This is a genomic window from Nocardia vinacea (assembly GCF_035920345.1).
Classification (GTDB): domain Bacteria; phylum Actinomycetota; class Actinomycetes; order Mycobacteriales; family Mycobacteriaceae; genus Nocardia; species Nocardia vinacea_A.
The window spans coordinates 4,561,945-4,583,077 of record NZ_CP109149.1; the positions used below are offsets into that span (position 1 = coordinate 4,561,945).

General features: G+C 63.3%; 16 protein-coding genes and 2 pseudogenes. 8 read left to right on the top strand and 10 right to left on the bottom strand.

Annotation, left to right across the window (positions count from 1 at the left end; translation table 11 throughout):
* Nucleotides 1–410: 410 nt before the first annotated feature.
* Nucleotides 411–1,094 carry a hypothetical protein gene (locus tag OIE68_RS20925; protein ID WP_327101044.1) on the bottom strand — a complete coding sequence of 228 codons (684 nt, stop codon included), beginning with the start codon at nt 1,092–1,094 and terminating at the stop codon, nt 411–413.
* A gap of 569 nt (nt 1,095–1,663) precedes the next feature.
* Between OIE68_RS20925 and OIE68_RS20930 the strand changes: the two genes are divergently transcribed.
* Together OIE68_RS20930 and OIE68_RS20935 are read left to right on the top strand one after the other, a co-directional pair.
* The gene (locus OIE68_RS20930; protein WP_327101045.1) at nt 1,664–1,777 is read left to right on the top strand and encodes a type II toxin-antitoxin system prevent-host-death family antitoxin; all 114 of its coding nucleotides are present in this window, start codon (nt 1,664–1,666) and stop codon (nt 1,775–1,777) included.
* A gap of 116 nt (nt 1,778–1,893) precedes the next feature.
* Nucleotides 1,894–2,277: a type II toxin-antitoxin system VapC family toxin gene (locus tag OIE68_RS20935; protein WP_327101046.1), complete on the top strand. Its 384-nt coding sequence runs from the start codon at nt 1,894–1,896 to the stop codon at nt 2,275–2,277.
* Nucleotides 2,278–2,797: 520 nt separating this feature from the next.
* Here OIE68_RS20935 and OIE68_RS20940 read toward each other — a convergent pair.
* The 3 genes and pseudogenes from OIE68_RS20940 to OIE68_RS20950 all read right to left on the bottom strand — a co-directional run.
* Nucleotides 2,798–3,907 (bottom strand): annotated as a pseudogene (locus tag OIE68_RS20940) (IS701 family transposase); the annotation flags it as partial.
* A complete protein-coding gene (locus OIE68_RS20945) occupies nt 3,900–4,910 on the bottom strand; it encodes a hypothetical protein (RefSeq protein ID WP_327101047.1) in 1,011 nt (336 codons plus the stop codon). The gene OIE68_RS20945 and the pseudogene OIE68_RS20940, both read right to left, overlap by 8 nt.
* A gap of 592 nt (nt 4,911–5,502) precedes the next feature.
* Nucleotides 5,503–6,690, bottom strand: a complete 1,188-nt coding sequence (locus tag OIE68_RS20950) for a DUF3558 family protein (RefSeq protein WP_327101743.1) — start codon at nt 6,688–6,690, stop codon at nt 5,503–5,505.
* Between the two features lie 391 nt (nt 6,691–7,081).
* Between OIE68_RS20950 and OIE68_RS20955 the strand changes: the two genes are divergently transcribed.
* Together OIE68_RS20955 and OIE68_RS20960 are read left to right on the top strand one after the other, a co-directional pair.
* Entirely contained in the window at nt 7,082–7,702 is a 621-nt protein-coding gene (locus tag OIE68_RS20955; protein WP_327101048.1) for a hypothetical protein, read from the top strand.
* Nucleotides 7,690–9,267, top strand: coding sequence for a hypothetical protein (locus tag OIE68_RS20960; protein ID WP_327101049.1), 1,578 nt, complete (start codon nt 7,690–7,692; stop codon nt 9,265–9,267). The genes OIE68_RS20955 and OIE68_RS20960 overlap by 13 nt, the downstream gene beginning before the upstream one ends.
* A gap of 508 nt (nt 9,268–9,775) precedes the next feature.
* Here the strand turns inward: OIE68_RS20960 and OIE68_RS20965 are convergent.
* Nucleotides 9,776–10,354 (bottom strand): annotated as a pseudogene (locus tag OIE68_RS20965) (Tn3 family transposase); the annotation flags it as partial.
* 419 nt (nt 10,355–10,773) lie between these two features.
* Entirely contained in the window at nt 10,774–11,166 is a 393-nt protein-coding gene (locus tag OIE68_RS20970; RefSeq protein WP_327101050.1) for a hypothetical protein, read from the bottom strand.
* 1,461 nt (nt 11,167–12,627) lie between these two features.
* Between OIE68_RS20970 and OIE68_RS20975 the strand changes: the two genes are divergently transcribed.
* Entirely contained in the window at nt 12,628–14,808 is a 2,181-nt protein-coding gene (locus tag OIE68_RS20975; protein ID WP_327101051.1) for a hypothetical protein, read from the top strand.
* A 54-nt stretch (nt 14,809–14,862) separates the two neighbouring features.
* On the opposite strand, the gene OIE68_RS20980 is transcribed toward OIE68_RS20975, so the two are convergent.
* Nucleotides 14,863–15,837, bottom strand: a complete 975-nt coding sequence (locus tag OIE68_RS20980; protein WP_327101052.1) for a GlxA family transcriptional regulator — start codon at nt 15,835–15,837, stop codon at nt 14,863–14,865.
* A gap of 161 nt (nt 15,838–15,998) precedes the next feature.
* On the opposite strand from OIE68_RS20980, the gene OIE68_RS20985 reads away from it, so the two are divergent.
* From OIE68_RS20985 to OIE68_RS20995, 3 genes are all read left to right on the top strand, one after another.
* Nucleotides 15,999–16,430, top strand: a complete 432-nt coding sequence (locus OIE68_RS20985; RefSeq protein ID WP_327101053.1) for a VOC family protein — start codon at nt 15,999–16,001, stop codon at nt 16,428–16,430.
* A gap of 172 nt (nt 16,431–16,602) precedes the next feature.
* Nucleotides 16,603–17,169, top strand: a complete 567-nt coding sequence (locus OIE68_RS20990; protein WP_327101054.1) for a DUF4254 domain-containing protein — start codon at nt 16,603–16,605, stop codon at nt 17,167–17,169.
* 70 nt (nt 17,170–17,239) lie between these two features.
* Entirely contained in the window at nt 17,240–17,404 is a 165-nt protein-coding gene (locus OIE68_RS20995; RefSeq protein WP_327101055.1) for a hypothetical protein, read from the top strand.
* A 402-nt stretch (nt 17,405–17,806) separates the two neighbouring features.
* Here OIE68_RS20995 and OIE68_RS21000 read toward each other — a convergent pair whose 3' ends face one another.
* The 3 genes from OIE68_RS21000 to OIE68_RS21010 form a co-directional block, all read right to left on the bottom strand.
* The gene (locus tag OIE68_RS21000; RefSeq protein ID WP_419150864.1) at nt 17,807–17,950 is read right to left on the bottom strand and encodes a hypothetical protein; all 144 of its coding nucleotides are present in this window, start codon (nt 17,948–17,950) and stop codon (nt 17,807–17,809) included.
* Between the two features lie 88 nt (nt 17,951–18,038).
* Complete coding sequence (locus OIE68_RS21005; protein WP_327101056.1) at nt 18,039–19,202, bottom strand: hypothetical protein; 1,164 nt, start codon at nt 19,200–19,202, stop codon at nt 18,039–18,041.
* A 132-nt stretch (nt 19,203–19,334) separates the two neighbouring features.
* On the bottom strand, nt 19,335–20,966 hold the full coding sequence (locus OIE68_RS21010; RefSeq protein WP_327101057.1) for a hypothetical protein: 1,632 nt from the start codon (nt 20,964–20,966) through the stop codon (nt 19,335–19,337).
* Between the last annotated feature and the right edge of the window lie 167 nt (nt 20,967–21,133).

The following is a 21,133-nucleotide window of genomic DNA, read 5'->3' on the forward strand; positions in this document are numbered from 1 at the left end:
GTATAGATGTCATTCTTCGCGCAGAACGCCCACATACGCCCCGGAAAGGTATGCGCATTGCCGTCCACCAGATAGTGCCGACCGCACGATTCGGTCTCGAACCACAGGGCGGGATCGACATCGGAGGGCAACGGGTCGGTCACGCTCCATATCGCATGTCCGCCAACCCACCCCCGTTCGCCGCGCCGACGATGATTCCGCATGGTGTTCGAGAGTTGCCGAGCGGTTGTCGGAAACGTTCGGCCACAGGCGATCGGCTTTGTGCGCACTACGCCGATCGTGCCTACGGCCCAGCGTGATCGAGGTTAACCGAGGGGCCAGTCCGCGATTGCCCCGGAACGGTCGATCCCGTACGGGGGCAGCCGGTGTCAGCGTTCAGATCCACCCACCACTGGTTCGATCGGATCCGGTCACTGGGTCTGGGTGACGATATCGTTGAGCGCCTTGAGGAACCCGTCATCTTTGCCCACGGGTGCGTGGCCACCCACACCGACCTGCCAGACCGGTGCACCCCCGGGCTCTTCGGCGAAGAACCGGCTGAGATCCACTGTATGCCTGCCCCGCCCGTCGTCCGCGGTATCCACGTACTTGGTGTTGCCATCGAACGATTTGGCGGTCTGCGGCTCGTCCAGCCAGGCCGCGGTGTACTCGGCCTTGGTGGCTTCGTCACACACCGACGGGCATTTGCGTAGCACCAGATTCATCACCGCACCCCTCGCAACACCACTGACGCATTGCCAGGTCAGTGCGTCCGGGATCTTTTTGTAGGTGCCCTCGAAGCAGTTCCAGTCGGCGGGTGCACGGAAGGCGAAGGGCCATTCCCCGAACGATAAGATTTTGGCCTCGTCGCCGGTCTGCCAGGTCGAGCCGAGTACAGACAGCGGGGGCAGCTCCTGGAGGTCCGCGAACGGCCCCGATTGTTCCGTGGGCGTTGGTGTGGCGCCGGTGGCCTGTTGACTCGGCGGCGGCGCGGCCGATTCCGAACTGTCCGCCGCTGCGGCGTTGTCCGAGTCATCCGAGTTCGCGAGCACGACCATCACCCCGACAACGCCGACGACGGCCAGCGCCACCACGGCGGCCAAGACGGCAATCACCGGCCCCGTCTTACGGGGCGGACCGCCACCGGGCCCCTGGACGGGCGGCGGGTATCCGGGTTGGGGTGGCCCGAATTGCGCTGGATAATACTTCTGCGGATCGCCCCCCGGAGGCTGGTTCCACAACTGCCCTCGATCTGCAGGTCCCATTCGACGAGCCTACGACACCGAGTCACCCGATTGACCAGTTGTAGGTGCCCAGCAACATCAAGCAAAGATAAAGTCTTCTTCACCCGGCATGTTTCCCCCGGCATGGTGAGAATCGCACGGCCCGTGCGATTCTCCACTTGCTACGGTCGGACACGTGGAGATCGCACACCAGTTCGCAGGTGAGTTCGAGGCACATCTAACGGTGCGCCCACTTGCGGACGAATCGCAGCTGGCCGATTGGGCTGCCGCCCACGACTTCCGACCAGGCCGGGGTCCGGTCCACGTGCCCGTCGCACCGAAGGCGATGTGCACATGGAAGTCCCGTCCCTGCTGGGTTGTCGGTGTCGTCGCCAGCATGACCAGGCCCAGACGCGGTCGGATCGCGGACTAGACTAGACTTAGTCTGCGATCGTTATCGCATGACCGCAGTGAACATCCATGAGGCGAAAACGCATCTGTCCAGACTGTTGGAGCGGGTCGAAAAGGGGGAGCGCATCGTGATCTCCAAGGCGGGAAACCGATCGCTGACCTAGTGCCTCATCGGGCGGCTCCGGTGACAATCGGTGGCCTGAAGGGCCAGTTGCAGTACGACGACGATGCATTCGACCTCGATCCGTACATACAGCGGATGTTCTAGGAGATGACTCCGATGCTTCTGCTTGACAGTCAGACCGCACTGTGGGTGCTCGATGACAATCCCCGATTGGGTATGACTGCCCGCAAGGCGATCACCTCCGCAACCGAGGTCTATGTTTCGGTGGCGACAATCTGGGAACTGACCATCAAGTCCATGCTGGGTAAATTGACGGTACCGGCGAACCTCACCGACACAATGAGTGATCAGGGGCTCGGAATTCCGGACGTAATCGGACAGCATGCGGAGAGCTTGCGTGAGTTCCCCGAATTGGTGCGGCACGACCCGTTCGATCGATTGATTACAGCTCAGGCGTTGTGCGAACGCCTGAGCTTACTGACCGCGGACAGCGTCTTGCTGAGACTCGGACGGGACTTCATCATCGATTCCACCCAGTAGTCCGGGCATTGCCCGCTGGCGTTGTTGGTGGCGGTCTGCGCCGAAAACTCGGACCGAGCCACAACTGGTCGTCGCCGACGCCCCGTCCAACACCCCGGCCTCGGCGAGGTAGAAGGCGCCCGTATGGGCTGCGGCTAGATGGGCACCGCCATCGCGCACCTGCCGAATCCGTTCCAGCACTTCACGATTCGCGGGTGCGGAAACCATATCTATCAACGCCTCCGCGCCGAGCACATTGACCGCAGGCACGATCATGGCGCCGGGCAACACGGAGAGCTCGGCCAGTGGTGTGGTGGGAATGGTGTGTCCTAGTACTCCAGCATCACTTCGTGATGTTGCGAGCGTCTTCGCTGGTAGTGGGCTTGTTTCGCCTGGTGTTGGTGGCGTCGTCGCCAGGTCGACCAGCGGCGCGCCAGGGCCGGGCTCGGGAGTGGGGTGATCAGGTGTGCCAGGAGACGCTTGATCTCGCCGAGTGTGAGTGGAATGAGGCCGCTGCCAACGCTTTTGGGGAAACAGCAGCCGTCACCGCGAGGTAGGTGTGTGCGAGCATGGCGAGGGTGATGTGCCGGTACCAGGCGTCGTAGCGGCGGACCTGGTACTGGTCGAGCCCGACCTCGGTTTTCGCGGTCTGGAAGCAGTCCTCGACCGACCATCGCGCACCGGCGACCCTGATCAGGTCGGTGTCGGTGGTGCCGATCGGGGCGCCGCACAGGTAGTAGGCGATCTCGAGGTCACCCTTGGCATTGCGGGTAAGCGACCGCCTGGCCAGCAGCCAGCGCCGCCACCCGGCGCCGGCCTCGCTGACGGTGGGCAGCGTGGCGACAGCCCAATCGAACAGGCGAGGCCCCTTCGCGCCTTCTCCGCAGCTCAGCCGCTTCCACGCGTCGGGCGGCGCGTCCGCGACGACTTGGTCGGCGCGCCAGCTGCCCGCCAGCGACACGATCGGCGCACTGCTGGGCACCGCTACCACGTACCCGATCCGCCGCCGCTCGAGCCATGTCCGGAACTTCGAATCACCGCCGTATGCCTCATCCGCGGTGACCCAGCGAGCGGGCACACCGGCATCCAGAGCGCGGGCCAGCATCTGTTGTGCCAGAACCTATTTCGTGGCGAAGTCGACATCGTCCGGCACCCCGGCGTGGCGGCAGCGGTCCCGATCGGTGGTCCACGACTTCGGCAGATACAGCTCCCGATCGATCAGCGTCCGGCCCTTGCTGCTCGTGTACGCACAGAACACACCGAGCTGACAGTTCTCGATCCGCCCTGCCGTGCCCGAGTATTGACGTTGCACCCCAGCAGATTTCACACCCTTCTTCAGAAAGCCGGTCTCGTCCACGACCAGCACGCCGTCCGCGTCGCCCAAATGCTCGACGGCATACGCTCGCACCTCATTACGCACCCCGTCGACGTCCCACGCCGCCGCGTTGAGCAGCCGCTGCATCCCGTGCGGTGTCAGATCACCCGCAGCTTCGGCCAAGGTCCAGCCGTTCTTACCCGCCAACGGCGCCAGCAGCCCCCGCACATACGCCCGCGCCCGCAACCGCGGCTCCGCCCGATGACCACGGCCCGCCACCCGCGCGAACAACTCCTCCAGCCCAGCCGTCCACGCAGCCAGATCCTCATCAACCAGCACGAAACCCCATGCTACCCAACAACATCACGAAGTGATGCTGGAGTACTAGCGCCGAGAGCGAGCTGTGGCCGGTGAGTGGTTCGCCTATCGCTGTGCCGGTGACAGGATCCCACAGTTGGATTGCACCATGGCGTCCGCCGCAGGCCAGCAGGTCGTGACCGTCCGGGCCGGGAACGGCCGCGAGGTGGGAGATCAAGTCGGTCAAGTCGCCCGCCGGAACAGAAAATACGCCGGAGTACTCCGCACCGGTCATGGGGTCGTAGACGAACGCCTCAGGGCCGCTGCCTGCACGGGCGGAACTGCGTGCGAGCAACGGTCGGCCGTTCGGTCCGGATAGTGCGACCATGATGGCGTCATTCGGGAAGCGAGTGCGTATCGTTCCCGCCGGCTTACCCGTGGCCGGATCCCAGGTCTGGATAGTGAACGGGCGGATGGACGCCATCAACGCTCCGCCGTCCGGCAACGGGATCGCCGTGGACGAGGCGCCGAAAGTGCTTGTGCGACAGTGACCGACTCCGGTAGCGGGATCCCACTTCCAGAGCATGCCTGCGCGGTCGGCGCTGACTACCTGTGTGTCGCCTGCCGCGGTCGGCATCGACACAACCGAGGTGATCGAACCGGCGTGCCCCCGCATGGGGGCACCTACCGCGGCACCGGTTGCCAGGTCCCACATCTGGACCATGCCGTCGGCATCGCCGGTGACTACACGCCAGTCCTCGACCGCGGCGAGTGCCGTCACGGCGACGGCGCCGGTGGGTACCGGTGCGCAAACCTGTGTGCCGGAAGCGACGTCCCACAGTCGAAGGGTTGCGTCCTCGCCCCAGCTGGCCACCAGTCCGTCCGGTAGGGTCGCCAGCAGCCGAACCGGAGCACCGTGACCCGACAACGGTTTCCCGACAGGTTCGCCTGCGGTGTCCCACAACCGAATTCGATGAGCTTTGCTGGCACACGCCAGCACGCCACTGCCGTCCGGCAATCGGGTTCCGGCCAACGCGAACACGCAGCGAGATCCGCCTGGAAATCCAGCCAGCAAAATGCGGGCCGCCGTCGCGATATTCCAGATCGAAAGTGTCGTCCTCGTGCCGGTAGGTCTGGATGTACTCCTGTTCGACATCGAGCCGTTCGAGGATCAGGAAGTTATTGTTCGGTGCGGTCAGTTCCAGCAACAGGGTAGCCAGCGTGTGCTGCGAAGGGCCGTCTTTACAGCCGCCGTTCTCGCTCATTGCACGCAATGCTGCCCCGGCAGCAGGAGGCGCCTGGAACTGCCAGCTTTCCGAAGGAACTCGGGCAAAGCTCTCACGGCGTTGCAAGCCACGTTGAGCCATTGCTACGGCGCTGATATCACTATCGACGGACAATTCGGGCCCCGAACCAATCCGCACTGAAGAGCGTTCAGGACAAAGCAGGCGCCGGCGTGGACGGGGTATACGGCCCCGAGACCCGAGACAAACTCGAGTGGCATTCCAAAATGCAAGACGCCGATAAGGATGCAACAGGGTCACCTGATCGTCGCGGGTGATGAGCTGGCCCCGACCGGGCTCATCACCCGCTCCTGCGGGCATCACCCTCGATCATCTTCTTCTCCGCGAGGATCATGCACCGGGCGGGAGGACCGCGAGCAAGGCGCTGGTTACCCGGGTGAGCTCGTCACACAGTTCGGTGTGCTGGCTGTCGGTGACTACCTTGTTGCCGAAGACTCGGGCATCGAACACGAGCGTGCCCCCTGCTATGCCGGACTTCGGATTCTGCGCCACGTCGAAGGCTATGGTGCAGTGCAATTTTCCTCCGAACCTCAAATGCACGCCGACCGCCCGGCGGTCTCCGATTGTCAACCGGATTGGACGCATGTAGTCGTCGTTGCTGTAGATCATCGACTCGAACGAGTAACCGGCGGAGTAGATCTCGACTCTGAACCATGCGCCCTGCCATGTACACCGTGTGTTCAAGTCATAGCTGCGGGACTCCTTTGAACCGATCTGGAGACCGGCTGCCGCGATATCGCTATCGGGAATTGTGCAGGGGTTCCACGCGGGAGTCCGCGGATCAGAAGCCGCTGTAGTGGGCGATGTAGTGGTGGGCGGAGTAGAGGTGGTTGCACTGGGGACTGGGGTAAACACTGTGATCGGCAGTGCCGATTGGGCATGTTGGGCAACCGCTTTCGCGATCGATTCCGCGCCGGCTCGCAGATCTTCGCGCAGTTTCGGCGAGTCGTCGGCGGGCCATGGCTCCGAATCTTCAGACCAATCCCAGCCGGATGTCATGATATCCACATCCAAGTTACCGATCACGAACCGCAGACCAAACCGGACCGGGGAATTCCTGGGCTCGTCGACCCAGGTGATCGCGTCCTCGCCGATTCCGGGTGCGGTCGACGGTTGCGTGCCGTATGAGGCTTTGTTGGCTCTCGCCACCAGGCTTTGGGTGATCTGTTCGACCCGCCGAGGCGTCTTTGTGAGATCGTAGCGAATACTGAAGCTTCGCGACATCGGCACCAACCCCGGCTGGATGGGTTCACGCGGAATCGGAACGCTGTATACCATGTCGCTGCAGTTCAGCGTCTGTGCCTGTCCGGACGGACTATCGGTGCGGACGTCTCGCTCGAACTCGACGTTCGGACGGTACAGCTCGCCCGCAAACGCCTTGACAGCCGTCTCCAGCGGCTTCACGGCCTCGGCGCAGGAAGCAGGCAGGGATGCGAATCCTGGTCGATATTTCTGTGTTTCGGTGGTCTCGCCGGGGTTGGCGCAGCCACCGAGCCACACCACCGAGCTCAGCAGCACCGTGGTCAAGCCAAGCATCCGCCGACGGTTGGAAACACGCACGAGTAAACCTTCCGAAGACCGGTGACAACTCCCGTATCACAAAACATCGCATCCATTTGTCCCCGATCACGCCCGGCTGAAGGTCGAGCCGAGCCATGCCCGTCCGATAGCATGCGTTATATGCTGGCTACCTTTGACGGTAGGACAGCCTTATCGCCGGATCCAGTTCGCCGGCCTCCTTTTACATCCACTTGAGGTTCCACCGGTGACCTCGACATCCCTGAGCAACTTGCTCGCCCCACGCTGAGCAGCTTCCTCAAATGAAGCTCAAGAAGTTCAATACGGCCTTGCACCTCGAGGGTGTGATCAGGAATAACTTGTCCGTGGCGACACGATCATGAAGGCCGAGATGACCAACCTGGATGACGTTGTGTCCGAGATCCTTCGATCCGGAGTGCGGTGGGGCGATTTGCCGCCCCTTGTCGCCGCACTGTTCGGTGCACGGCATCTGCTCGCCGGCCGGTCCGAGCAGGAACAAGGCCTCATCCACGGCATCGCCATGGCCCGGTTCACCGGCATCATCCCGCGCCGCGATACCGCGGGCCCGCAGCGGATCCGCTGGGCCCGGCTGTGGCGCGACCCGCTGCACCTGACACTGACCGGGCATCGGACGTTGGTGCAGCGGCTGGCGAGCGTGCCGCTGGCCAGCGGCCGTGTGCTGCTCGCGGGGGTGAGCGTCGACGCGGTCAGACTGTGGGATCCGTGGAACAGCGACCTTGTCGGCCGGGAGATCGTGCGGCAAGTCGTTGTGCGAGAGTCACTGAAGATGTGCGCGGAAACGCGGAATCTCGACCGAACCCGCCGTCGACGCCGACCTCACCCACCGCCGCCACGCCCTCATCGAGACTATGTTCGCCGACCTGATCGAATGCTCCTGGCGCACATGCTCTCCGGCCGGTCTGCGTATACCGGTCACAATGGTCCTGCCCGTGAACCGCACCGCCCCGGAGTAGTCGTATGTCCCGTGTGAACCCCTGGTGGAGCAGTGATATCGGTCATGCCAACGCCATCAACGACCTCGATGACGAGCTCGCCGCCGAGCGGGAGGCGCGCTACCGCCAGGCCAGCCGCGTCGCCTTAGAACAAGCCAAGGTCGCGCGCCACCTCGAACAGGTCGGCTCCCGGATCGACTCGGTCACCGACCAGATCAACACCGTCCTCGAATGGACCGAACTGCGCTTCCAGCTACTCGAATTCGACGAGTACCAGGTGCGCAAGGAGATCCGCAAGGCATTCAGGGCCATCGCCCAGGGCCGACCGGACATCTTGCCCGAGGTCGACGACGTCCCCGGCTACTGGATGCCGCCGGCCGCGCTGGCGGTCTTACCGCTGATCCTGCGCGAGCGCAACCCCGCCAGCGTCCCAGCCCGCCATCCCGGCGCGAACCCGTTGAAGGACTTGAACTCCGGGCTCGAGTCCGCCCGCGAGCGCGACGCGGTCCGCGCCGAGCTGTTCAACCTCGCCGTTGGCCTGTGCTTCGACCAGCCCGCGTTCATCGACGCGGCCGTGCTGCGGCTGCTGTCCGAACCGGTCGGCCTCGGCCAGACCGAAGCGGGCCAAGTGGCCGAGGGCTGGCGGACCCTGTGGAAGCACGCGGCCCTCGGCGGCTTCGGCCCGGTCGCCGCCGAGCAACTGTCCGGCCGTCTCGCAGCCCTCTTCGACCCCGCCGCCGTCGACGAGGAGGAGCTCGAGGTCTGGGACCGGGCGATCGAGATGTTCGGTTCCGACGGCAACGCCGCGCCGACGAAGGCCGAGGCCTTCACAGCGCTGCGCGCCCACCTCGCGGTCGAACCCGATCACACCGAAGCCTTCGCGGCGCAGGACGACCTGTGCTGGCGCATCCACCTCCAGGAGCTCGTCGAGGAGCCCAGCCCCGCCGAGCGGCCGCTGGTGCGGGCCATGGAGAACCTGCACATGCCCGCCGAGGAGGCGCGGCGCTCGGCTCCGAGCTGGGGCGAGCCCGCCGGGACGGTCGTGTCGCTGGTCCGCGGCGACCTGTTCGACCCCGGCACCCCGATCCCGCTGCGCCGCCTCGCACTCCAGCTGAGCGGCCCGCTGCTGCGCTCGCGTCTCGACGCGACGCTCGTCGCGCCCGAACCAATCGTCACCACCATCAAGCGCCGCAACGCGACCCTCGAGGTCACGAGCGAGGGCCACAACGCAGAACGGCTCGCCGCCGTCGAGCGCCGGATCGCGGTGGACTACAGCGCCGACGCCCCTTCGAAGACCGTCGGCGCCGCCGTCTTCGCGGGCCTCGCGGGCCTCGCCCTGGTGATGATCGTCTTCGGCCAGTGGTTCGTGGCGGTGCTGTTCGCACTCGGCGCGCTCACCCCAGTGTGGAAGTACCGCAACGACCGAAACGCCGCCCAGGATGCCGCGGCTCGCCGCGACGAGCAGTTGGCCGAGGTCCGTTCAGCACTCGTCCAGGCCCGCAAGAACAACGCCGACAAGGAGCGCCGCCTGGCCGAGCGATACGAGGCCGACCGCGAGGCCCTCGACCGCTTGATCGCGTCGCTGCCCACCGATCGGGATTGACGCCGAAGCCGACATCCGAAGGGCCCGATACGCATATGGTCGGACGATGCGGCATCCGGTAAAGCACGAGGCTCCCTGAGGAACGTTGCGCCCACCTCGCCAACTGCGACCTGGCCATCGTCCAACCCGACACGGGGCGTCCTATGGCGGGCAAGGCGCGACCATGAACCCGTGCCGCGTTTTGATCGTGTCCGGGATCGGGTAGTCGACACTGTCGCCGGCGTCGGCGAGCAGACCGGTGAGTTCGGCGAAACCCGTTGCGTCATTGGCTGATCCGCTTCTTCGCGATGAGCGTGCTGGCTAGACCTCCGATTTCTATCGGTTCAATCCAGCGTCCCTCAGATCGAGTGTTTCCGCTGACTGGTTCGGCCGGCCGCGCTGGGAGATAACGCCGAGGATACGGACGGATATTCGGGCGTCATCTGCGAAATGCGATGTCCGGCACCAGGATTCGCAAGACGCCCAGGATCGGGATCTACTACGAGTTCCTGGAACCGGGTGGCCGCTTCCAGCAGCAGGTCGTCGTAATGCTCGGCGACCAAATCAGATTCAGCTTCCGCGTCAGCAACGGTCCCGCGGTGTGGAAACCGCGACTCCACCTCGGACCGCAAACCCGGCCGGTACAGGGGATGCGGCCCAGATCGCGGATGCGGGGCGGCAGCTGTAACCCGAGCAGGTCGAACAGCCGAAGTTCACCAGGGTGAGACCGTGGGTATCGGTCGCATACTCGGTGATCGACAGATCGGTTGCGTTGCCGAGGATTTCGTCGAGCACGTGGTGGGCTTCTCGTTTCGTGGCGACGATGATCTTCGTGCCGTAGGTGGTGTCCTGGTCGGTGACATGGGTGTAGGTGGACAGGCCCTCGTCCGCGAGATCCCGGCCCAACGCCCGCGCGGTGATCGACTTGCCGCGCGTGGGGAACCGCTACCCATCGGAGGAGGACAACAACGTGTCGGCCCCGAAGATCGGGGTCAATGGCAGACGCTGGCGGTAATCGATGATCACCAGATTTGCCGCGCAGCGTCTCATCCCACACGTACCATTCCGACGTCCACGCGAGGATGTCGTAGGAGATGCCGGAGGCTTCGACCGCTATCGGCGACGGTTCCCGAGCCAGCAAGAACACGTCCAGTTCGAATTCGGAGTCCGCGCGCAGATTCGTGGGGGCAAATCGTCGATTGGTTCCGACTCGACCAGGAGTCAGCGCTCCGGCAAGCTCCGCTCGACGCCCGAGGCTTGGATCTGTATTCGGACGACGACTGACGCCACACAGGAGCCCTGAGATATGGGACCATGGCTGCTCGTTGCGGGGCTCCGGTGGGGAATCGATGTCGTGAAGACGGAACTTTAAGCGGCACAACCACGCTCGCAGAGTCGGTCAGCTTCGATCGGTGCTGCGGACCGCGAAGGTCAAGTCCGCGTGGACGGCCGTCGGGTCGCGTGGCCGTCGACTGTCTTCGAGAGTGCCGAGCCGGTTGGCTCGGCGCGGGTGGCCCGGTCTGGTGCCTACTCTGCGGTGCCGCAGACTTTCCAGTCGCCGTTCTCCTTGACCAGGCGGTATTTCGCAGTGTCCTTGTCGCCGTTGGAGGAAATATCGACGGCGAAGGTGCCTTCGTCGCCCTTGACGTCGACGGCGCCGAGTGTCGCGGTGATCTTCTCGGTCTCCGTCGGTGCCTCCTCCACGGCTTCGGGCTCGGCTTCTTCGGAGAGCTCGCGCTCCGCAACACAGAGCAGTTCGGGGTTCGGTGCGGCACCGTTGACGATCTCGACGAATTCGCGCGCCGTCGCGGCGGGGTCGGAGTGGCCCGGGGCTGGTGTCGCCGACGAATACGCGGCGCCAACCAGTGCGGCCGAAGCCAGGCCGATCACTGCCCAACGCCGACTATTACGAATGAACATTTTTCCTTTCACTGCAGTTTCCATAAAGCCCCTCAGGCCATACGGAGCGAGCCGACGGTGAGACCACCCAGACCTCAAACGCACGTAAACTCTGTGTACCAATTCCGCCTTGTCACGCTCGGCGGGCTACCAACGGTGCTCATATATCACTCGCAGCTTTCGCATAACGACTTGTCGTGCGCCACCGAGCCGGCTGGCGCACCGATCCACGCGGCTGCGAAACTCGAATCGAACTCATCTGGCAATGGGTTACCGGGGCGGCCGACGGCGAACGACAATGCCGCCAGCCTGCTCACACTGCACGAACGGATTCGATCACGAAACACAAGGCGGGGAACCGCCCTCAACGAATTGTAAAATATTGGGGTTCGGTCCGCGACAACCTGGCGTCGAACTAATTCCCGAAAGCTGTCCAGCAAATCTCTGGGACCGGGCAATATTCCGGCCCCTCTCGCCCAACAACTCAGGAGTATCGCGCTCGATTTTACACGCATTTGAGATTGCTGCGCCACTGTGCGTCCAGTTCGCTCGGTAGAGTTGGAAGCGCCTCGAGGAACGTCCATCCCCAAGGGATGTTCATTCGTAATAGCCGAATTTGCGCGGCGGTCGGTCCGGCTTTCACGGCGCCGACTGTTCCCGTGGCAGCAAGCTGCGCTCGCTGCGGTACAGCAATCGCAATGCGCCAGGAGGCAGCAACAACTGCTGCGCCGATCCCACTAACAGAGGGACGTACAACTTATTACCAATACGTAGACGGCAACGCGGAGCCGGTATCAGATTGGAACGCTCCCAATTCGGGCTATTACCACGAGAGGAGCATGGCTGGCGAAATTACTCTGTATGACCCAGATGGTAACGCCGTCGAGTCATGGAACAATGCCACTTAAGTGGCATCGAGCCGTCGGCCGACATACTCGATTGGTCTAGCGAGGTGAATCCGATTGTGGCACACCGGCAGACTGAGTACATCTGCCGGTTGAACGCCCGCGCGAATTCCGACCCGAGACGAATACTGCCCATAATCGGCGAACCTCAACCCGTCGTAAATTCGCCCGCAGGCAGATGACATCGCGCCGCCCGCCCGGATACGTTGCCAATGCTGTTGAACGAGGAGGGAATTAAATGAAACGCACGATCACCGCTACGATACTCGGCGCCGGTGTGCTGTCGCCGCTGCACCGAATTGGTGCTGCGACTGGACGACAAACCGAACTGGCAGCGGTTGCGCTATGCGGTGTATGCGCATGAGCAGGTGGTGAGACAGCCAGCGTTCGTGGTAGTTCCGGCGGTAGTCGCGACCCCGGAGATAGACCCCGTCTGGATTGCGACGACCACCGGAACCACAGTTTCAGCGCCATCCGACCGCGCGCCCACACCTCCCGACACTGTGTTTTCGGCACAACCGATCAACCGCGGGTAATCGACCGAAGCTATAGCTACCGAGGGGAATAGGAGGCGCTCGTGACCACATACTTTCAGGTTGTCGACGGAGAATATGTCGAAATCGAGGGGGAGCCCACCAGCGCTGGATATTACTACGAAGTCCGTTACTCCAGCGGCGCCGGAGATGGATATCACTATCAAGTACTCCACTACTCCGATGGCACAGTATCGCAGGCCGTTGGATATACCGAGAACCTCGTCGGCACCGATGGTGAGCTATACGCATACGAGCCCAGTCGCGGAAGAGTAGGTGAGTATGCGGTCCGTTCGATATCCGAGGATCAACCGGTTGGCAACATCGCCGACAAGGAAATCGTGGGGTTTGATCAACCCATGCCGCCGGTCCACGAGCGCGCTGAAGACCAGCTCCTGCCGGGAGAGATGCTGCACCCGGAAGGGCCCGACTCGGGCGACAACGAAGAAACCCGCAGCTCGATCACCAATAATGGCTATACGCTGAGCCTGAACGAGAACGATGAACTGATCCTCACCGACGCGGATGGCAACGAGCTCTGGGGATACGCCGGTGCGGATGCGGCGGAGCTGCTGTCGCGCGGGTCCACGGTCAAATTGACCGCGGATGGCGAAATCATCTTGCTCGATGCGGACGGGAATCCGGTACTGGATGCGGACGGCAACGAAGTCGTCATCCGGGAGAAGGGCGATGACCAGCATGTCGAACTGGTGCTGCTGTACCACCCGCCGTCGGTCTCCGAGCCATTGCGACGCGCGATCGACGAAGCTCGAGATGCGCTACAGCTGCAGGTGGACTGCTTCGGAAAAGGCGAGGCTGTGCTGGCCGAAGATGTTGCCGAATGGCTGCAGAACGAGGGATTGGTCGACAGCGAGAACACCTCCGCGCTGACCCTCTCCTACAACGAGTCATATCTCGACTATGACACGCAGGTCAAGAACCATTTCAAGGACCTGGACGAGAGGATCCGAACAATTGCCGTCAACACAAATCAGGTCGGTCTCGATGCATACACAGAAATCTGGGACGCGATCGACACGCTCGACACCCATTTGCGTTCGATCGACGCTGTGGAAGATGTCGAAGTCGTCTCTGTGGGCGAGCAGGGATCCCACACCTATCGACGCATTCTTCCGGATCTCGAGGACGAGCTCTTCGGAGCGATCGAGACCACCCTCAGTGATGTCGAGACAATCATCGCCGATGCGAATCAGGCGATGGAAGACGCCGAAGCGGATACTGACGAGCAATCGGCCGAATACCAGGCGGGCATCGACGACGGATATGCGGCAGGGTATGAGGAGGGTTTGGCCGCCGCAGGCGGCACCGACGAAGACGTCTACGACTTTGCTGCCGACTACGACGATCTTCTCGGTGCCGACTTGACCGGGCTTGCCGATCAAGAGTTCGGCACCTCGTCCCTGCTCGACCAATCAACCAGCGACGTCGAAAGCGGAGCGACGGCATCGGGCGGAACCGAAAGCGGAGCCATGTGGACCGGGAACAACTCCTCGTCCGACTCGAGCGGCAATGCGCTGTCGAAAATGATGGAGCAGCTGGGGATGCAGCAGCTGATTTCGAGCCTGATGAACCAAGATAAATCGCGCGGCGACGAGTCCGAGGATGATCCGCTTTGTGCAGAACAGTCGAATATTTCGGCAGCACAGTCGAATACACCGGACGCGGTCGGCGACGGAACCCTACCTGGTGCGGTGACGGCGGATCTCACTACGCCCCCACCGGTTTACCCCGGCAACACCATGGTGGATATGAAGCTGCCGGACGGTTCGACTCAGAAGGTGCCCTCGGTCGTGGCGCAGGCAGTGAACAAGGAACTGAACAATCCGAACGGCAGCGATGCGCGAGCCGCCTATGAAGGCACGCCGGGGCAGGCCTCGGCGAGCAACCCGTGGACAGCGGTCAACAGTGCGAATGTGCGGACCGGTGATGTGGTGCAGTGGGTTGATCGCAGCGGACTGGTAGTTGTCACCGATGCAGGTCTACAGGTGATCGCCAACGGCCAACTCGTCGCGCTCGACCCACATATTCCGCCGGACAGCGGGCACGGCGGTTACGGCGAGTTTCGGGGTTTCTTCCATCCTGGTGGCGCCGACCTCTCCGGTACTACCGAGACACTCGTTTCCGGAACACCCTCGGTGCCCGCGCCGCCGGCCGTACCGTCGACATCGCCAGCGGCGCCGACGCCGTCGGGTGACCCGAAATAACCCTGATCGAGCTGACGTAAATCTGTTCGAACAATGCAGTGGGGATACCGGGAGTCACCAGGCCACCCGAGACGCCCGCAGTTCGGCAATGGACATGCCGCGGCGGCGGCGGACCAGATTCCGTAGCGTGCTCGCATTGAGATATCCGACCTTCGATGCCACGGCCTCCACCGTCAGGGAGGTCGACCGCAACAGGTGCGCGGCATGTTCCAATCGGATGTCGTTGACGAAATCGCGTGGGGACATACCGAGTTCGGCCTGGGTAGTGCGTTGCAGGCTGCGTTCGGTAACCCCCAATTCGAGTGCGGCCTGGGCGATGGTGAACTGCTCGGCCAGATGCGCACGCACCCAACGTTCGAAGGCCGCGGTCACCGAATTACCCTTCGCGACCACCTCCGGAATGATGAAAGCAGACTGCACCATTCGGTTTCCGGCAGCCAGATAGCGCACGACAAGTTCAGCCAGGGCGGGGCTTGCACCATGGACGAGTGAGAGCGCCAGATCCATGTGGGATAGCGAGGCACCCGCGGTCGTGATGTGATCGCCCCGGCACAGCGTCTGTCCCTCGTCGAGGGCGACACGCGGATATCTACGCCGAAAACTCGGACCGAGCCACCAACTCGTCGTCGCCGACGAGCCGTCCAACACCCCGGCCTCGGCAAGGTAGAAGGTGCCCGTGCAAGCCGCGGCCAGATGGGCACCTGCATCGCGCACCTGCCGAATCCGTTCCAGCACTTCACGACTCGCGGGCGCGGAAACCAGATCTATCAACGCCTCCGCACCGAGCACATTGACCGCGGGCACGATCATGGTGCCGGGCAACGCGGAAAGTTCGGCCAGTGGTGTGGTGGGAATGGTGTGTCCATAACTCGACTGCACACTTGTGCCGAGGGAAACGGTCGTGACCTCCCACGGCTGCGGTCCCGCGGTCAGCTGCGCACTCAAAGCGTTTGCCATACCGAATGTTTCGAGCAAGGCGGCAAACCCGAAATCGGCGACTCCGTCGACGACGAATATCGCGACATCCATGTCGGAAATAGTACTAAAGGTGTCGTATCCGACGCTCCTTTTATGGATATATCGACCTTACGCTCAAAGACGTGACGGCTCGTCCCGGCACCCCCACCGCCGGGAAGAGCCGTCACCGTCATCCCGGACCTCGAAGTCCCACCCTCCCCCTCGGAGTACACATGCCTCTGCTAGCAACCACCGGTACCCATCACATCCGGCTCACCGTGACCGATATCAAACGGTCGCGTGCCTTCTACCAGGATGTCCTCGGGTTCCCCATCGCGGCGGAATCGCCCGGTAGCCCCGACGATCCAGCGGTGCGCGCCGATCCGTTTCAGCTCTACGGCGGGGTGGTCTTCCAGGCCAACGGCATGTTGTTGGGACTGCGCCCGGTAGCGCCGGCCACCGATCGGTTCGACTCCGAACGCATCGGTCTGGATCACCTCAGTTTCAGTGTCCCGACCAGGCAGGACCTGGTCGACGCCGCGGCACGACTCGATGCGACGGGCATCGAGCACGGCGACATCATCGAAATGGCCGCCTTCGGCATCGCGATCCTGTCGTTCACCGATCCCGACGGGATCCATCTCGAACTCACAGCTCCCATGTAATCGAAAGGCGGCGGGCTGCGGCTATGACCGAAATACAAATGGTGGCCATGACGGTCATCTGCGTTGAAGTGCTCCTTATAGTGGCGGCACTGTGCTGGCCGCAGCGACGCCGCATTAAGGCTCCGGCGGTACGCCGACGCAGGCGGGAAGATGCGCCGAGGACAGGCCGACCATGACCGTCGCCGCGATAACACCGAACGGACCCGCCCACCCGCTCGCCTGGGGCTCACGTGCCGTCCGCGCGGGCACTCGAGCTGTGCTGCCGAGCGCCAGCGAGCTACTCTGCGCGCTCAGCGGCCAGTACGTGCGTGGCGAACTGTGCGAACTCGCCTACGCGCTGGTCGAATTGCACCGCCACAGACGGGAGTGGCCACTCGAATTCAACTGCCGCCGTGCCGAATTGGTTGCCGATGTGAATGCCTGGGCAGTCCGGAACCTGCCGCACCGCGCCGTCGGTGCCCGCAAGCACGAGGAAAGCCTGGGCGAGTTCATGGACCGCATAGCGGCAGTCGCGGCCCACGCGTTCTACCTGCTCATGACCGACGATGTGACCGGCACCCGGATGCACGCGGCATGGACCCGACTCGCGGAGCTCGAGGTCGGCTACAGCGATCTGCTTCGCGATGTCCACGATGGTCGCCGGTATCTTCCGGCATCTGAAGATACCGCCGACAGACTGTCGGGTTCAGTACCGAAGACGTCGTTTCCGACACTCCTGCAGCAGTGGCCCCTGCCTTAAGGTTTTCTTCAGATGGCTACCGTTCCCGTGCTGCAAGCTGGTGCCGGGCAACGAAAGCAAGGAGATGATCGTGATTCAGATCGTGGCGTGGGTGATCATCATCCTGGAGGCCGTGCTCATGCTGGCAGCGTTCTGCTGGCCGGAGCGACGTCGGCCGTACCGGCATCGCACGTCGACCGAGCCGAGGACGTGCGAGGCGCGAACACGCGAACACGAGCCCGTCGGCAGACGGTAGACCATTCGCCCGCACTACTTTTGCGGGCGATGGATCCCGACTCCCCGACCACAGCATTCCCCCGCTGTCACACCCCTGAGCGCCGACATTGCTGGAAGCGCTGCTCGAAATAAAATCAACGCATTCGGCCGACAACATCGTTCCACGAATCCCGTCGCCGTCTCGACCGATTTCGCATACAGCGCTAAAGAGACTGTAAATTAGCGTCTCCACGCTTTCCGAAGCCGTCGGTGTCGACGCGGGCATGCGCTCCACCGGAGCCCTGATCCCATGCGGCCGCAGTATGTCCGCAAACACGGTCCGAAGGAGCTGCAGCGGCGGCAGATCCGGAACCTGGATCGCGCTGGGGACGGCGGCGGCTCACCTGCTTCCAGCTCGCTCACCCCCACCGAGACCGTCGCCTCACGAACCCCGGCCGCCCGCGCCACCACTCGGCCCCCCACGGCCGAGCATCCGCGCCTCGGCAGCCAACATCAACCGCCTCTGCCGCTCGTCCAGATGCGGCAGCAACACCTCGAACTTCGCCGCCAGATCCACCTCGGTCACCACGAAATCGCCAATACCACAACATCACTCGTAAAAGCGGAATGTTGCGGATTAATTCTCGGCGGGCCCTAACTACAAGGCATTGGGGCTAAGCTCGGCGTGGTATGGCCGGGACGGCTGCGGCTTGCAGTTCGGCGACTACCGATGGCTGCGGCCATCCGTCGGCTCGATACCGAGGCGGATTCAACCCAGGAATCGTTTCGATGCCGGTGAGTTCGACCACCGTCGAGAACGGGACCTCGAACATCCGTTGCCGATCGCCGCTGAGGAACACGACGAAATCCGTTGCAGGTAGCGCGTATGTCACTCCTTCGGCCCAGACGGTTGCTGTGATCCAGGCTGCATCTCTCTCGGCAACCTTCACACTGGCGACAAAGATGGCTTCCATTTCCTCCTCGTAGAAGTCGGATAGCCATTTCTGCTGATCGTTGTATTCCTGCATCGCGAACAGGGCCCTTGCTCGCCGTGCGGCGGGGACAGCTTGATCGAACGGCACTACCCGGCCCTGCGCGTCGACCGTGTATCCCTGCGGTGACAAGGGACGCTCCGCCTCCAGGTACTGCTTCTCGATCATCGTGAAGGCCGGGCCGATGTTCGCCGGATCGCCGGTGATGAGGATCAGCGAGGTGGAGTCGGGAATGAACGCCACCGGTGGGTAACCCAGTCCCTCGGCGCAGGACGCCAGCCAGCCAGGATGCAGGAGCCACGAGGTGAGGTAGTTGTCGTTGTTGTCGATGAACGGGACGATGGCATTGTCGGACAAGAAGGGCAACGGCGGTATGAGCGCCGCGAGATTCTCGCGCGCGGCCTCGAACACTTCCTCCGCCGACACACCCCATTTCGCCAGATGCGAATCGTTCACAAACTCCCGCGTCTCGGGACGATCCGCTACCACCATCTCATCGATGAACGGGAATGCCGGACGACCCAGCAATCCTCCTGGCGAACGGCTCCGGCCGTATGTCGACTTCCTCAGTATCGGGCGCAGCAGCGGACGGACCTCGGCCCACTCCTCGGAATCGCGGGAATCGAGCAACTGCGAAACGATGCGGACTATCCAGCGGTCCCGCTCGGGCAATGTCATCTCACCACTGTGCCGAAACCAGTTTTCCAGCGGCATCACGGCGCCGTTGCCGAGCCGGATGTGGAATTCGTCCGGGTCGTACGTCGCGTCCCGGGCACCGCTGTCCCGGAATGCCTGCAGCATGGCCGCCGCGAAGCGCGGGCGATTGCCATCATCCTGCGTCGTCATCGTGGTTATCTTTCTCTCGCTTATTACTCATTGCTCGCACACAATTCAGCGCTATCGAAGTCTCGAATGCGACTATGGAAACCGGATTTTGGAAATCTTAAGAAAGCTCCCCGACCACAGCATTCCTCGCCATCACACCCCTGAGCGCCGACGTTGCTGGAAGCGCTGCTCGAATCCGGCCACGAACTTCGTCGGTGGCACCGAGGACGAGGACGGTTCCAGCACACCGTCGTCGGCGATATAGAAGATCGCGCGGCCGATGGCGATTTCACCAGACGACACCGGGACATACACCATCCAGCCACAACTGAGCCGATCGGCGACGAGTTCGTCCAGTGGATAGCCGGTGGTGTCCAATCCGCGCCCGAGGACGTACTGGCGAATCCTGGTGACGGCCAACTCCTTCGGCATCGGGTCGGCCACCTCGGTAACCAGCCCGGCCATACCGAGTTGGAAAAGCGCACCGTCGATATCGTTGATTCCGTTGTCCGCGAAGAGGTTTGCGACAGAATCCCGAGTGACGACACCGACATCGGCCGCCGCGACCAGATTTCGGGCCGCGGCTTGTTGCTCGCCGCTCGGCTGCGCGGCCACGAGCCGCGCGATGATGTCGGATACGGTGTCGGCGCTCCATACACCGGGTATCGCCGGAGCACACTCTTCGGCGGACGGCGATTCGCCCCGATACCATCGACCGGCATCCCACCAGTAGCAGAACGACAGCAGACCGGATTCGGCCCGCGGATTGAGTACCTGATCGGCCACCCATTCCGGTGCTCCCGCAAAGAAATTCGGCATGTCCGCGCTGTCGTTGTAGGTGGCGTCCAAGGCCGATGCATTCCACACACCACCCGATAGCACGGCCCGCCCTCCGGGCAGGGCACACAGGGTCGAACCGCTGCGCCGGGAACTTTCGAACCACGCCAGCGACGGCATGATCCGTGGCCCCCATTCCGAACCGACGGCCACGAAGGCCGACGCGATCGCCGCCCAGCGCGCCCACATCACCGGGAACGCGGGAAGTTCGTTTTCCGTCAGCTCCGACCACACCCCGGCCGCACGGTCCGTGCGTACCGCGGCCGCGGCCTGTCGCGGGCCGCGAACTTGCCTGCCGCCATGCCCGACATACGCCGCCAACCACACCGGAAGCCGTCCCCGCGGATACCGATCCAGATCGGCCCGATACGCCTCGGGCGCAAACAATTGGCCCTCCGGGAAAGGGCGCTCACCGTAGTCGTGCTCGATATCGATCTCGCCACCGGCGGTCACATGCAACAGCAGGCGCCACCACGGTTCCGTGCCTTGATCCGCCGCCGCTTCCCGATGCGCACGGACCGAATCCAGGACCTGCTTCGACACCGCCACCGAGATCTCGGTGTCGTCGACGGAGAAGGCGGCCTGCGCGGCCTCGGTTTCGACGGTTATCGCGAACTCCGCGTGGAGTCTGCGCCAAGCGGGGGGCGCCACGGCGGTCAATTCGGCGACAATGCGCGCCACGACATCCGGCGAATCCTCCTCGGCGAGTGCGATATCGGACGCATCGGCGGTGTCGGCGACCTCGTCACCGTGCTGCTCGACGCCGTCGTCCGGCAACTGCTCGCCCGAACCCGCTAGGGTGAACGCGACGTCCGGCGCTTGCGGCTGGTCGTCGGGATCTTGGTCGCGCTGCCCCGTCATTCGATGCGAAACCTTTCCACCATTGCCGTTCTCCTCGCCCGAACCAGCGAAATCCAGTGGCGTGACCCAAATCTCCGACCCACGCATGCAGACAAAGAGAATGCGATCGCCCGACTTGCCCGGTTATGATCGCGCTGTGCTGTCAGGTTAATCCGACGCAAGCCCGCCGGCGGTTCGAAAGTCTCGAACTTTGCATTCCTTTGAGTTGAGTAACAGCAACTCGATTCGGCACCGAACCTCAAACAATCGTATTC